This is a genomic window from Pseudomonas sp. SD17-1, from assembly GCF_029201585.1.
In the GTDB taxonomy this organism is placed as follows: domain Bacteria; phylum Pseudomonadota; class Gammaproteobacteria; order Pseudomonadales; family Pseudomonadaceae; genus Aquipseudomonas; species Aquipseudomonas palmensis.
Genome location: NZ_CP104044.1, coordinates 4,751,073 through 4,765,767 on the forward strand (window position 1 = coordinate 4,751,073; position 14,695 = coordinate 4,765,767).

At 64.1% G+C, this 14,695-nt stretch carries 10 protein-coding genes; 8 read left to right on the forward strand and 2 right to left on the reverse strand.

The window, feature by feature from the left end:
• Positions 1 to 55 precede the first annotated feature (55 nt).
• Together N0B28_RS21605 and N0B28_RS21610 are read right to left on the reverse strand one after the other, a co-directional pair.
• A complete protein-coding gene (locus N0B28_RS21605; protein ID WP_275728653.1) occupies positions 56 to 1,450 on the reverse strand; it encodes a PhoH family protein in 1,395 nt (464 codons plus the stop codon).
• 337 nt (positions 1,451 to 1,787) lie between these two features.
• Entirely contained in the window at positions 1,788 to 2,906 is a 1,119-nt protein-coding gene (locus tag N0B28_RS21610) for a polysaccharide deacetylase family protein (protein ID WP_054914928.1), read from the reverse strand.
• A 132-nt stretch (positions 2,907 to 3,038) separates the two neighbouring features.
• Here N0B28_RS21610 and yaaA point away from each other — a divergent pair, with 132 nt between their 5' ends.
• From yaaA to N0B28_RS21650, 8 genes are all read left to right on the forward strand, one after another.
• Positions 3,039 to 3,818, forward strand: coding sequence for a peroxide stress protein YaaA (gene yaaA / locus N0B28_RS21615; protein WP_275728657.1), 780 nt, complete (start codon positions 3,039 to 3,041; stop codon positions 3,816 to 3,818).
• 796 nt (positions 3,819 to 4,614) lie between these two features.
• Positions 4,615 to 5,931: a UDP-glucose/GDP-mannose dehydrogenase family protein gene (locus tag N0B28_RS21620; RefSeq protein ID WP_043861007.1), complete on the forward strand. Its 1,317-nt coding sequence runs from the start codon at positions 4,615 to 4,617 to the stop codon at positions 5,929 to 5,931.
• Positions 5,932 to 6,002: 71 nt separating this feature from the next.
• On the forward strand, positions 6,003 to 7,484 hold the full coding sequence (alg8, locus tag N0B28_RS21625) for a mannuronan synthase (protein WP_043861006.1): 1,482 nt from the start codon (positions 6,003 to 6,005) through the stop codon (positions 7,482 to 7,484).
• Positions 7,485 to 7,520: 36 nt separating this feature from the next.
• On the forward strand, positions 7,521 to 8,687 hold the full coding sequence (locus N0B28_RS21630; protein WP_043861005.1) for an alginate biosynthesis protein Alg44: 1,167 nt from the start codon (positions 7,521 to 7,523) through the stop codon (positions 8,685 to 8,687).
• Positions 8,688 to 8,790: 103 nt separating this feature from the next.
• Positions 8,791 to 10,179 carry an alginate biosynthesis TPR repeat lipoprotein AlgK gene (algK, locus tag N0B28_RS21635; RefSeq protein ID WP_185061899.1) on the forward strand — a complete coding sequence of 463 codons (1,389 nt, stop codon included), beginning with the start codon at positions 8,791 to 8,793 and terminating at the stop codon, positions 10,177 to 10,179.
• Positions 10,176 to 11,660 (forward strand): alginate export family protein, encoded by a 1,485-nt coding sequence (locus N0B28_RS21640; RefSeq protein ID WP_275728666.1) that lies wholly within the window; start codon positions 10,176 to 10,178, stop codon positions 11,658 to 11,660. Before algK ends, N0B28_RS21640 begins: the two co-directional genes overlap by 4 nt.
• Before the next feature lie 18 nt (positions 11,661 to 11,678).
• Positions 11,679 to 13,238: a mannuronan 5-epimerase AlgG gene (gene algG / locus N0B28_RS21645; RefSeq protein WP_058540862.1), complete on the forward strand. Its 1,560-nt coding sequence runs from the start codon at positions 11,679 to 11,681 to the stop codon at positions 13,236 to 13,238.
• 11 nt (positions 13,239 to 13,249) lie between these two features.
• Positions 13,250 to 14,692 carry an alginate O-acetyltransferase gene (locus tag N0B28_RS21650; protein ID WP_058540861.1) on the forward strand — a complete coding sequence of 481 codons (1,443 nt, stop codon included), beginning with the start codon at positions 13,250 to 13,252 and terminating at the stop codon, positions 14,690 to 14,692.
• Positions 14,693 to 14,695: the final 3 nt, after the last annotated feature.

The following is a 14,695-nucleotide window of genomic DNA, read 5'->3' on the forward strand; positions in this document are numbered from 1 at the left end:
CAACATTAGGCAGCGGAAAAAACCGGGCGGCACAAGGCCGCCCGGTGGGCAGGGGTTACAGGTGGGATTCGGCGTATTCGGCCAGGATCGAACGCGGCACGCCCTGCAGGGTGATGTGCACGCCGTTGGGGAAGTCCTTGAAGCGCTCGGTCAGGTAGGTCAGGCCCGAGCTGGTGGCGGACAGGTAAGGGGTGTCGATCTGCGCCAGGTTGCCCAGGCAGATCACCTTGGAACCGGCCCCGGCACGGGTGATGATGGTCTTCATCTGGTGCGGGGTGAGGTTCTGGCATTCGTCGATCAGGATCAGGCTCTGCTGGAAGCTGCGACCGCGAATGTAGTTGAGCGACTTGAACTGCAACGGCACGCGCTCGAGGATGTACTCGACGCTGCCATGGGTGTTCTCGTCGTCCATGTGCAAGGCTTCGAGGTTGTCGGTGATCGCCCCCAGCCAGGGCTCCATTTTTTCCGCTTCGGTGCCCGGCAGGAAGCCGATTTCCTGGTCCAGCCCCTGCACGCTGCGGGTGGCGATGATGCGCCGGTAGCGCTTGCTGACCATGGTCTGCTCGATGGCAGCGGCCAGTGCCAGGATGGTCTTGCCCGAACCTGCGGCACCGGTGAGGTTGACCAGGTGGATGTCGGGGTCGAGCAGGGCGAACAGCGCCAGGCCCTGATGGATGTCACGCGGTTTCAGGCCCCAGGCTTCCTGGTGCAGCAGTGGCTCCTGATGCAGGTCGAGCAGCAGCAACTCGCTGTCACGGATGCCCTTGACCCAGCCGACGAAGCCCTGCTCGTCGATGATGAACTCGTTGATGTGAACCGCCGGCAGGTTGTCGGCCAGCTGCACGCGGTGCCAGGTGCGCCCGCGCTCCTGGCGGGTCTCGACCTTGTTGACGCGGTCCCAGAACGAGCCGCTGACCGAATGGTAGCCCTTGGGCAGCAACGAAACGTCGTCGACCAGCTGATCGGTACTGTAGTCCTCGGCGGCGATACCGCAGGCGCGGGCCTTGAGGCGCATGTTGATGTCTTTGGTCACCAGCACCACGTCCAGTTCCTTGCGCCGGCTACGCAGCTCGAGCAACTGGTTGATGATGATGTTGTCGTTGAGGTGTTCTGGCAGCAGCCGGTTGGGTTCGGCGCGTGGGGTCATCAGGATCGACAGGAAGCCCTTGGGGCCGCTCTTGCCGCGCTGGATCGGTACGCCCTGCTCGACATCCTCGGGCGTGGCATCGCCCAGGGTCTGGTCGATCAGACGAATGGCCTGGCGGCATTCGGCGGCGATCGTGTGTTTGCCGGTCTTGAGTTTGTCGAGCTCCTCGAGCACGGTCATCGGCAGCGCGACGTGGTGTTCCTCGAAATTCAGCAAGGCGTTCGGATCGTGAATCAGAACATTGGTATCGAGCACGTAAAGGATTGGCTGGTTGGAAGAAACGTTACGTCCTTGATCATCCATACTCGGTCACCTTTGTAGGGGCCAGACGACGCAATACCTGGGCGGTGCTGCGCCGCGAAGTGACCGCCGGTCTCCCCCTGGCCGCGTCGTTACGGTAGGGAAGCTGCGAACAAAGGAGGGGCCATTAGTACGCCACCTGTGCTGCAGGGTTCGGCGGTCTGACTTCTTGATACCGCAAAACCCGTGACGATAAAAAGCGTTTTTACGTTTTTTTGAAGTTTATTTTTCGTTGTGCGGTCAAGCCCTTGGCGTGAGCCGCAAGCACCACTACAGTTAATGATCAAACCCCGATGAACGCCTGGCGATTTTTTCCGCCGGGTGCCGCCGCGCCCAGCGATTACGGGGTTTCGGCAAATTCCCGGCAGTTGCCCCAGCCAATCCCGCTCTGGGCCGTGTGCTGCAGCAACCAGTCGATCGCCGCCTGGGCCCTGGGCTGGCCGTCATGAAACTGGATCACCCCGCGGCGCCACAGCAGCATCAGGCTCAGCACCCGCTGCGCCGACTGCTCGGCATTCAACCCGGCCTGGTCCTGGGCGTCGATATCCCACAACATCACCTGCAGCTGCTGGCCGGCGAAAAACGCCGCACTGTCGGCGCGGCGCTGCCCGTAGGGCGGGCGAAACAGCGGCACGAATGCCTCGGGCAGGCTGCTCTGTACCAATGCCCGGCTGGAGACCACCGAGTCCTGCCAGCCGGTCCACTGCGCATGCGAGCTGTACTGCCAGCCCTGCAGCCCCACGCACTGCCCGGCATACAGTTGTTGCAGCGCCGCGGCCGAGGTCTGGTCGCGGCGCGCCTGCAGGTTCTTGCCCACCACGAAGAACAGCCCGCCAAGCTTCTGCCGGCGCAGGTAGTCGGTCAGCGCCTCGGTAGCCGGCCCCGGGCCGCCATCGAAGCTGAGCACGAACAGCCGGTCGTTGAGTGCCTGGCCATCGCGCTCCTGGTCGGAAAACCGCTCCACCTCGCTGGAGGTCTGGGTAAACAGCGCCGCCTTGCGCAACTGCTCGTTCAGGTAGTACTCGTGAAAACGCCGGCTTGGCTGCGCCCAACCGGCGTAGAACGAATCGTCTGCAACACTGAACTTGCCCGCCTGCTGGCGCAGGTCCGGCAGGCTGTCGATGGCGTAGCAGAACGAGGCGTCCTGCTCGCAGCTCTGCTGGGCCAGGTCATAGTTGCGCCACAGCCGCTGCCACAGGCGCTGACGCAAGGCATTTAGCGTCACCAGGTTGACCTGGCGAAGGTTCAGGCGCTCGGCCAGCTGCGCCTCGCTCAGGGCCTCGCTGTCATACAGCACGCGGGCAAAGCTGAGGATTTCGGCACGCGAGGCCACATCGAACAGGGCCGGGCTGTCGAGTTGTTCGGGCCACACGCTGCGGTCGAACCGGGCCAGCTCGACCGGGGCAGCGTGCACCAGCGTGCTCAGCAGGCCGGCCAGTAAAAGAAGGGCTATGCGCACGATCACACTCTCCATTTTCTCGCCGCGCACTATAGCGCCAAGCGCCGCCAGGGTCTTGGCTATTGGCGCGATAGCTGGAGATCGGCGCCCCCCGCCCGTAGAATCGACGCCACGATTCAAGGAGCCGACCTCATGCTGACGGTGATCTCACCCGCCAAGACCCTCGATTACGACACCCCGCCCGTTACCCAGCGGCACACCCTGCCGCAATACCTGGACGACTCCCAGGAACTGATCCTGCAACTGCGCGAACTTTCGCCGCAGCAGATCAGCGACCTGATGCACCTCTCGGACAAGCTGGCCGGCCTCAATGCCGCGCGCTTCGGCAGCTGGACCCCGAACTTCACTCCGGCCAACGCCAAGCAGGCGCTGCTGGCGTTCAAGGGCGACGTGTACACCGGCCTGGATGCACAGAGCCTGAGCGAAGACGACTTCACCTATGCCCAGCAGCACCTGCGCATGCTGTCGGGGCTGTACGGCCTGCTGCGTCCGCTGGACCTGATGCAGCCCTACCGGCTGGAGATGGGCACCAAGCTGGCCAACGCCCGCGGCAAGGACCTCTACGCCTTCTGGGGCACGCGCATCAGCGAGTGGCTGAACCAGGCGCTGACCGAGCAAGGCGACGACCTGCTGCTGAACCTGGCCAGCAACGAGTACTTCTCGGCGGTCAAGCGCAGCGCATTGAAGGCGCGGGTGATCAACACCGAGTTTCGCGACTTCAAGAATGGCCAGTACAAGATCATCAGCTTCTATGCCAAGAAGGCGCGGGGCATGATGACCCGCTTCGTGACCCAGGAGCGCATCAACGACCCCGAGCGGCTCAAGCAGTTCGACGTGCAGGGCTACTACTACAGTGCCGAGCAGTCCAAACCGGACAACCTGGTGTTCCTGCGCGACCACCCGGCCGAGTAGAAAGCATCGCGGGTCCCCCCGCTCCCCCCGGGATCACCTGAATCCTTGCGGGCGCGGGCTTGACTCGCGATGGCGTCCTCACAGCCCGCCAGGCGCCAATCCCGTGGCGCCAAAAAACCACCCCCTCTAGCCATATCGCCAAACGTCATAAGACCGTTCGTAGTTTTCTGACGAAATATCCTGAAATTTTTTTTCATGCTGGCATAAAAACATCCCCCTCCAAGTTTGCCCTACAGACACGGGACGAAACTGCCGTGTGCTATCAAAGTGAAAGTATCGTCAACTGTTGAAATATTAAAAAATCCTTCACGGCGACTCGGGCGAGCCTGGAACTTATCCCCTTGAGGCTCGCTCATACCACCGGTACGGATTATCTCGTGATGGATGTGAGAGATGACGTACATGACAAATGGACAGTATCAGGAAGTTTTGAAAGCACTTTTTTGTCCGCGCAATTGTTCGACAAGATTACGCGTCCAAGCCAGGAGAGAGCACCCTTAAAAATCGTCCTAGTGGTTGATTTCAAAGGATTTAATCCACTTGAAATAACAAGCACAGCAGTACGCGCAGTGGGTACTGCAATAAAGACGGATACCGTCCAGGGCTCACCCCCTAATGTAAATGGCCATTAGCCGCCAACTTGAGTGCCTTTTATTTTTCGCACTCCAATTTAATTTGCCTGCCGGCAGTTAGCGGTTTAACCGTGACACTTCCGTGCACCCTGAATTTGCTGGTTAACCAACCCGGTCTGGCGCTTAGTTGTGCGCCGACATGATAAACACATGAGGTGAATGCGATGCGTATCAGCATCTTTGGTTTGGGTTATGTAGGTGCGGTCTGTGCGGGCTGCCTGTCCGCCCGGGGCCATGAAGTGATCGGCGTGGATGTATCGGCGACCAAGATCGACCTGATCAACCAGGGCAAATCCCCCATCGTGGAACCGGGCCTCGAAGCCCTGTTGCAGCAAGGCATTGCCAACCAGCGCCTGCGGGGCACCACCGATTTTGCCCAGGCCATTCGCGACAGCGACGTGTCGATGATCTGCGTCGGTACGCCGAGCAAGAAGAACGGCGACCTGGGCCTGGAATACATCGAGTCGGTGTGCCGCGAAATCGGTCTGGTACTGCGCGACAAGAGCAGCCGCCACACCATCGTGGTGCGCAGCACCGTACTGCCGGGCACCGTCAAGAACGTGGTGATCCCGATTCTCGAAGACTGCTCGGGCAAGAAGGCCGGCGTCGATTTCGGCGTGGCGGTCAACCCCGAGTTCCTGCGCGAAAGCACCGCGATCAAGGACTACGACCAGCCGCCGATGACTGTCATCGGCGAACTCGACCGCGCCAGCGGCGACGTGCTGCAGGCCCTCTACGAAGAGCTCGACGCCCCGATCATCCGCAAGGACATCGAAGTGGCCGAGATGATCAAGTACACCTGCAACGTGTGGCACGCCACCAAGGTCACCTTCGCCAACGAGATCGGCAACATCGCCAAGGCCTGCGGCGTCGATGGCCGCGAAGTGATGGAAGTGGTGTGTCAGGACAAGGCCCTGAACCTGTCGCAGTACTACATGCGCCCAGGCTTCGCCTTCGGCGGCTCGTGCCTGCCCAAGGACGTGCGCGCCCTCACCTACCGCGCCGGCAGCCTGGACGTGAAGGCGCCGCTGCTCAACTCGCTGATGACCAGCAACGAGTCCCAGGTGCAGAACGCCTTCGACATCATCGAAAGCCACGACAAGCGCAAGGTTGCCCTGCTGGGCCTGAGCTTCAAGGCCGGCACCGACGACCTGCGCGAGAGCCCGCTGGTGGAACTGGCCGAACGCCTGATCGGCAAGGGCTACGAGCTCAACATCTACGACAGCAACGTCGAGTACGCCCGCGTGCACGGCGCCAACAAGGACTACATCGAGTCGAAGATCCCCCACGTCTCGTCCCTGCTCAACGCCGACTTCGAGCAAGTGATCAACCACGCCGACGTGATCGTGCTGGGTAACCGCGACGAGAAGTTCCGTGCGCTGGCGCAACAGGCCCCGGCCGGCAAGCAGGTCATCGACCTGGTCGGCTTCATGGGCAAGCCGACCTGCCCCACCAGCCGCACCGAAGGCATCTGCTGGTAACAGCAGCCACTGCACGGGGTCGCCCCAGCCCCGTGCAGTTCCTTCCCATTCATTCGCTACGGATGCACACCATGCAAAGGCTCAAGCACGGCCTGCTACAGGTCGCCGGATGGCTGTTCTACGTGAGCCTGCTCATGCTGATCGCCCTGGCCTTGCCCAAGACCGTTTTCGACCCCGACTCCAAGGACTTCATCTTCCTCATCGGCGCTGTCGGAATCTGGCGCTATTCCATGGGTGCCACGCACTTCGTGCGGGGCATGCTGTTCCTCTACATCGTCTACCCGATGCTGCGACGCAAGGTGCGCAAACTGGGCAGCGCGGCCGACCCGTCGCACGTGTACCTGATGGTCACCAGCTTTCGCATCGACGCCCTGACCACCGCGCAGGTGTACAGCTCGGTGATCCGCGAGGCAATCGACTGCGGCTACCCCACCACCGTGGTCTGCTCGCTGGTGGAAATGAGCGACGAACTGCTGGTGAAAAGCCTGTGGGCCAAGTTCAACCCGCCCGACCGCGTGGCCCTGGACTTCGTGCGCATCGCCGGCACCGGCAAGCGTGACGGCCTGGCCTACGGCTTTCGCGCCATCTCGCGCCACCTGCCCGACGAGAACGCGGTGGTCGCGGTGATCGACGGCGACACCGTGCTCGGCGAAGGCGTGGTGGCCAAGACCGTGCCCTGGTTCAAGCTCTACCCTAATGTCGGTGGCCTGACCACCAACGAATTCTGCGAAGTGCGCGGCGGCTACATCATGAGCGAGTGGCACAAGCTGCGCTTTGCCCAGCGCCACATCAACATGTGCTCGATGGCCCTGTCCAAGCGCGTGCTGACCATGACCGGGCGCATGTCGGTATTCCGCGCCGCCGTGGTGACCAACCCCGAGTTCATCAAGGACGTCGAGAACGACTCGCTGCAGCACTGGCGCCTGGGCCGCTTCAAGTTCCTCACCGGCGACGACAAGTCCAGCTGGTTCAGCCTCATGCGCCTGGGCTACGACACGTTCTACGTGCCGGATGCGGCGATCAACACGGTCGAGCACCCGCCGGAAAAGAGCTTCATCAAGGCCAGCCGCAAGCTGATGTACCGCTGGTACGGCAACAACCTGCGCCAGAACTCCCGCGCCCTGGGCCTGGGCGTTCGCCGCCTCGGCCTGTTCACCAGCGTGGTGCTGTTCGACCAGCGCGTGTCGATGTGGACCAGCCTGCTCGGGCTCACCGTGGCGCTGATCGCCAGCCTCAAGTTCGGCCCTGCCTTCCTGCTGGTGTACCTGCTGTGGATCGGCATCACCCGCCTGATCCTGACCCTGATGCTGATGTGCTCGGGGCATGCCATCGGCCCGGCCTACCCGCTGATTCTCTATTACAACCAGATCGTCGGCGCAATCATGAAGATCTACGTGTTCTTCCGCCTCGACAAGCAGTCCTGGACCCGCCAGCCCACTGCGCTCAAACGCGACCTCGCGAGCTTTCAACAATGGTTCAACACCTGGTCTTCGCGGACCATGACCTTCTCGGCAGCCAGCATCTTCGTCGCTGTGCTGTTCATGGTCGTGTGAGCCGCCGCCCTACGGAATAAACAGGAACATATCGCCATGAATACCGCCGTGAATGCCAATGTCGTGCATGAGTCCGAAGCCCAGCGTCAGCACGCCCGGGTAAAGATCCCCGCCAAGCTGCGCTACCTGGGGGCCAACCGCGAGACCCTCGAAGTCAAGGTCGAGGACCTCTCGGCCGGTGGCCTGAGCTTCTACACCCGCCACCCGCTGAAGGTCGGCGAAGTGGTGCGCGGCCGCCTGCAGTTCGTGGTCGACAACCTGGGCCTGGCCATCGACATCGAGTTCCAGGTGCGCTCGCACAACGTCGCCGACGGTCGTACCGGCGTGCAGTTCCAGAACCTGGAACAGCGCGACATCGCCACCCTGCGCCACATCATCACCTCGCACCTGTCGGGCGAGCTGATCAGCATCGGCGACGTGCTCAGCACCCTGCAACGCGACAACTTCACCAAGGCGCGCAAGCAGAAGGACACCGGCGGCGGCCTGAGCGCTTTCGGCCGCCTGCGTGCGGTCACCTTCAGCCTCGGCGTGTTCGTGGTCGGCGTGGCCGCGTTCGGCTTCATCGCCAAGTCGGTGTACGGCCTGTACTTCGTCAGCCATGCCGAGGCCGGGGTGGTCAGCGTCCCCACCACCAACGTCACCATGCCGCGCGACGGCACCGTGCAGAGCCTGGTGAAGGCGGACGGCCCGGTGGTCAAGGGCGCGCCGCTGGCCTCGTTCAACACCAGCATGCTCGACCTGCTCAAGGGCCACCTGGACGACCAGCAACTGGAGCCGGCGCGGGTCGAGGAACTGTTCGGCAAGCAGCTCAGCGGCACCCTCACCAGCCCGTGCGACTGCGTGGTGGCCAGGCAACTGGTTGATGACGGGCAATACGCGAGCAAGGGCGCAGTGATCTTCCAGCTGATCCCGCGCACCACCAACCCGATCATCGAGGCCCGTTTCAGCTACCGCCAGTTCGACGAAGTGCAACCCGGCACCCGCGTCAACTTCCAGGTGGCCGGCGAAGACGACGTGCGCCAGGGTCGCATCGTCAGCAGCACCAGCCAGAACAGCGACGACCTGTCTTCGGACATTCGCGTGCAGATCAAGCCGGATGCGCCGATGCCCAGCGAGCTGGCCGGGCGCCCGGTGTCGGTCAACAGCGACCGGGGCCCGTCGATGGACTGGCTGATCGACAAGGCCGTGGCCCGTGGGCTTTGAAGAGGACATGCCGGTGACTACCCAACACACCGCGATCCCTGTAGGAGCCGGCCTTGCCGGCGAATCGTGCAGCCCCCTTCGCCGGCAAGGCCGGCTCCTACCGATGGGTGCACTGGCCCTGGCCGTCAGCCTGGCCGGTTGCGCCGGCCTGCCCGACCAGCGCCTGGCCAACGAAGCCCTCAAGCGCGGCGACACCGCCCTGGCCGAGCGCAACTACCAGCAACTCGCCGACCTGGGCTACAGCGAGGCCCAGGTAGGCCTGGCCGATATCCAGGTCGAAACCGGTGACCCGGCCAAGCTCAGGCAGGCCGAGGCCACCTACCGCGCCGCCGCCCGCACCTCGCCCCGCGCCCAGGCCCGCCTCGGCCGTCTGCTGGTGGCCAAGCCCGACAGCAGCGAGGCCGAGCGCCACGAGGCCCAGGGCCTGCTCAAGCAGGCCTTCGCCGCCGGCGAAAGCAACACCCTGATCCCGCTGGCCATGCTCTACCTGCAATACCCGCAGAGTTTCCCCGACCTCGATGCCCAGCAGCAGATCGACCAATGGCGCGCCGCCGGCTACCCCGAGGCGGGCCTGGCCCAGGTGCTGCTGTACCGTACCCAGAACACCTACGACCAGCACCTGGACGAGGTGGAACGTATCTGCAAGGCCGCACTGGCCAGCACCGACATCTGCTATGTGGAACTGGCCAGCGTGTACCAGAAGCGCGCCCAGCCCGAACAACAGGCCGCGCTGATCGACCAGCTCAAGGCCGCCTATGCCCGCAGTGCGGTACCGGCCAGCCGGGTCGACAGCGTGGCCCGCGTACTGGCCGACCCCAGCCTGGGCCAGACCGACGAGAAAACCGCCCAGGCCCTGCTCGAACAGGTCGCACCGAGCAACCCCGCGTCCTGGGTCAGCCTGGCGCAACTGCTCTACAGCTTCCCCGAGCTGGGCGACAGCGACCAGTTGCTGGCCTACATCGACAAGGGCCGCGAGGCCGCACAACCGCGCGCCGAGCTGCTGCTGGGCCGCCTCTACTACGAAGGCAAGGCCGTTCCGGCCGACGCGAAAAAAGCCGAGACGCACCTGCAGTCCGCCGCCGATGCCGGCGAAATCAGCGCCCACTACTACCTCGGCCAGCTCTACCGCCGTGGCTATCTGGGCCAGGTCGAACCGCAGAAAGCCGTCGATCACCTGCTGCGCGCCGCCCGTGGTGGCCAGCTCAGCGCCGACTACGCGCTGGCCCAACTGTTCAGCGAAGGTCGCGGCATTCGCCAGGACCTGGTCAACGCCTGGGTGTTCGCGCAACTGGCGCAGGCCAACCCCAGCGAGCAATCGACGGCGATGGCCGGCGAGCTCGACCAGCAGCTATCCGCCCCGCAGAAGGCCCAGGCCCAGCGCCTGTTGCAACAGGAGCGCCAGGCCCGTGGCGCCATGGGTCAGGGCCCCGGCGCCCAGGCCATGCAGGCCCTGCAGGACACCACCGAACAAGACGGCGAGGAATCCCTATGACACTCAACCCGTGGATGAAGGCCGGCCTGGGCCTGGGCTGTGCCCTGCTCTGGTCGTGCCCGACCCTGGCCGCGATGACCGCCGAGAAGAACTTCGGCCTGGAAGTGAAAGTCACCGGCCAGTCCGAGGATGACCGCGACCTGGGCACCCGCTCCGGCGGCGACGTCAACGGCCTGGGCCTGGACCTGCGCCCCTGGGTGTATGGCGAGCGCGGCAACTGGAGCGCCTACGCCATGGGCCAGGCGGTCACCGCCACCGACACCATCGACACCGACACCCTGCGCCAGGCCGACGACGACAGCCAGGTCGAAACCCGCCGCGCCAGCGGCCGCGAGCAGGACAAGAGCTACCTGGCCATGCGCGAGTTCTGGGTCGGCTACAGCGGCCTGACCGCCTACCCCGGCGAGCAACTGCGCCTGGGCCGCCAGCGCCTGCGCAGCGACGACGGCATGTGGCGCGACACCAACATCGAGGCGCTGAACTGGACCTTCGACACCACCCTGCTGCGCGCCAACGCCGGCGTGGCCCAGCGTTTCAGCGAGTACCGCACCGACCTCACCGACCTGGCCCCCGAAGACAAGGACCGCCTGCACGTCTACGGCGACGTGGCCGCGCAATGGACCCCAGGCCACTGGGTCGGCCTGCGCGCGCACCGCACCCACGACGACGGCAAGCTGAAGAACCCGGGCGAGACCCTCGACCCGCTGGACAAGACCCGCAACGGCGACCTCACCTGGCTGGGCCTTGAGGCCAACAGCGACGCCTACAACTGGCGCAACCAGAACACCGTCAACTACTGGGGCAGCGTCACCTGGCTCACCGGCGACCGTGATCGCCTGAGCGCCACCACCCTGGCCAACGGCGACCAGCTGGCCACGCAAAAGCAGAGCGGCGATGTCAACGCCTGGGCCACCGACCTGGGCATCCGCCTGCGCCTGGACCCCAACTGGCAGGTCGGCGCGGCCTATGCCCGCGGCAGCGGCGGCGGTGGCAGCGACGGCTCGGGCAACTTCGAACAGACCGGCCTTGAGAGCAACCGCTCCAACTTCACCGGCACCCGCTCGCGTGTGCACCGCTTCGGCGAGGCCTTCCGTGGCGAGCTGGGCAACCTGCAGGCCGCCACCCTGTTCACCTCCTGGCAACTGCGCGACGACTACGAAGCAAGCCTGGTGTACCACAAGTTCTGGCGCGTCGACGGCAAGCAGAACATCGGCAGCAGCGGCATCAACGCCGTGGTCGATGATGACGGCATCAACCGCCCGCTGATCCAGGGCGAAAAAGACCTCGGCCAGGAGATGGACCTGGTGGTCACCAAGTACTTCAAGCAGGGCCTGCTGCCGGCCGCGCTGAGCCAGTCGATCGACGAACCGTCGGCACTGGTGCGCTTTCGCGGTGGGGTGTTCAAGCCAGGCGACGCCTATGGCAAGGAAGCGGACTCGTACATGCACCGCGCCTTCATCGACGTGATCTGGCGTTTCTGATGCCTGGAGTGCATTGACATGAACCTTTACCCGCTCAACACGCTGATCGCCGGCAGCCTGCTGCTGGCCAGCAGCATCGCCCTGGCCAACGGCCTGCCCGTGGCCAGCCCGGCCAAAGAGCTGCAGCACGCCAAGACCTACACCGTCAGCAGCGCGCCGATCGAGCCGTTGCAGATCCCGGCGCCGACCCTGCCCGACCTCAGCGGCTACACCGCCGAAGCGGTGCAGGCCAAGATCCAGCGTGCACGCAAGGGCAAGGTCACGGTACGCCGCATGCTGCAGGAAGACGCCCTCAAGGAGTTCATCGGCGGCGACAACAAGATGGCCGAATGGGTAGCCCGCCAGCACGGCATCCCGCAGGCGATCTTCGTCGATGACGGGCATGTCGACTTCACCGAGCTGAGCAAGCACGTGCCGGCCCAGTACCTGCGTGAAACCGCGCCGGGGGTATACCTGTCGCGCCTGCCGATCGTGGTGGGGCAAAAGGGCGTGCTCGAGATCGATGCCAAGGTCAAGGAACTGCGCCTGTCCCAGGAAGGCGGTGCGTTCATCGTCAACGACGGCAAGCTGTTCGTCAGCCACACCCGCGTCACCGGCTGGCGCGAAAAGGACAACGGCCCGGCGACCTTCCGCACACCCAAGGAATTTCGCCCGTTCCTGCTCTCGTGGGGCGGCACCGAGACCTACATCGTCAACACCCGCATGGCCAGCTTCGGCTATGCCCAGAGCAAGTCCTACGGCGTGAGCATTTCGCAGTACACGCCCAACATGGCCAAGCAGATGGGCCGCCCCGAACCCACCGGCTGGATCATCGGCTCCGAGTTCAGCGACATGTGGTACGGCTTCTACTGCTACGAGACCAGCGACTTCGTGGTCAAGGACAACACCTACCGCGACAACATCGTGTACGGCATCGACCCCCACGACCGTTCGCACCGCCTGATCATCGCCGGCAACACCGTGCATGGCACCAAGAAGAAGCACGGCATCATCGTCTCGCGCGAGGTCAACGACAGCTGGATCATCAACAACAAGAGCTACGACAACAAGCTCTCGGGCGTGGTGATCGACCGCAACAGCGTCAACAACCTGATCGCCTACAACGAGATCTACCGCAACCACACCGACGGCATCACCCTGTACGAAAGCGGCGACAACCTGATCTGGGGCAACAAGGTCATCAGCAACCGTCGCCACGGCATCCGCGTGCGCAACAGCGTGAACATCCGCCTGTACGAAAACCTCGCCATGGCCAACGGCCTGGTGGGCGTGTACGGGCACATCAAGGACCTGTCCGATACCGACCGCGACATCGACCTGGACCCGTTCGACACCAAGGTGTCGTTGATCGTGGTGGGCGGTGAACTGGCGGCCAACGGCAGCGGCCCGCTGTCGATCGACTCGCCCCTGAGCGTGGAGCTGTACCGGGTGTCGATGCTGGCCCCGAGCAAGTCCAGCGGCATCAGTTTCTCCGGGGTGCTGGGCGATCGCCAGGACGAGATTCTCGACCTGATGGTTCGCCAGGGCAAAGCCGTACTGATCGACCCGGTCGAACGCCAGACCGACATGGCGGATTGAGGAAACCTGACATGACCCCACACCTGATGAAACTGCTTGGCCTGAGTGCGGCGCTGCTGGCGATCAGCAACGGCGTGCGTGCCGACGAGGTGCAGGCGCCCAGCTTCACCGCCCAGCCGTGCTGCCAACTGTGCCCCGAAGCCCACGATGCCAGCCGCTACACCACCCGCTACCAGCAGAACTTCACCACCCTGGTGCAAGCCCAGGGCGACTGGCTGTTCCGTACCCGCGAAGACCTGCGCACCGAATTCAGCACCACCCCGGCCGGCTACAAACGCCTGCAGCAGGTGCACGATGCGTTCAAGGCGCGCGGCGTGGAACTGGTGGTGGTGTACCAGCCCACCCGTGGCCTGGTGAACCGCAACATGCTCAACCCGGCCGACAAGGCCGCGTTCAACTACGAGAAGGCCCTGCGCAACTACCAGGCCATGCTCAAGCGCTTCGCCCAAATGGGCTACAACGTGCCCGACCTGTCGCCGCTGACCAACGAACAGTTGCCGGCCGCGCAGCAGGGCAAGGACTTCTACTTCCGCGGCGACCAGCACTGGACGCCCTATGGCGCCGAGCGTGCGGCAAAAATCGTGGCCGACACCGTGCACAGCATGCCGGCCTTCGCCGACATCCCGCGGCGTGAATTCGAAAGCCACCCGTCCGGCCGCATGGGCAAGACCGGCACCCTGCACAACGTCGCCGGCCAACTGTGCGGCACCAGCTACGCAGTGCAGTACATGGACCAGTTCGTCACCGAGCCCAAGGGCGAGAGTGGCGGCGACGACCTGTTCGGCGACTCGGGCAACCCGCAGATCACCCTGGTGGGCACCAGCCACAGCGGCAAGAACTACAACTTCTCGGGTTTTCTGCAGCAGTACATCGGCGCCGACGTGCTCAACGTCGCGTTCCCCGGTGGCGGCCTGGAAGGTTCGATGATCCAGTACCTGGGCAGCGAGGAGTTCCAGAACAACCCGCCCAAGATCCTGGTGTGGGAGTTCTCGCCGCTGTACCGCCTGGACCAGGAAACCATCTGGCGCCAGATGCTCGCCCTGCTCGACAACGGCTGCGAAGGCAAGCCTGCGCAGATGAGCGTCAGCACCTCGCTCAAGCCGGGCACCAACGAGCTGCTGGTCAATGGCAAGAACGGCGTGATCAAGAACCTGGTCAACGGCCGTCATCAACTGGACATCCAGTTCGAAGACAAGTCGGTCAAGACCTTGCAGGCCACCCTGTGGTACCTCAATGGTCGTCACGAGGACCTGAAGATCGAAAAACCCGAAACCTCCGACACCGACGGACGCTTCGCCTTCCAACTGCGCGAGGACGAGGACTGGGCCAACCAGACCTTGCTCGCGGTGGAAGTGCAGGGTCCCGAAAGCGGCAGCCAGAAGGTCCAGGCCAGGCTGTGTACACGCAACCCGATCGCCGGCGCCGGGCAGCATGCTGCCCAGGCCGGCCTGTGAGGC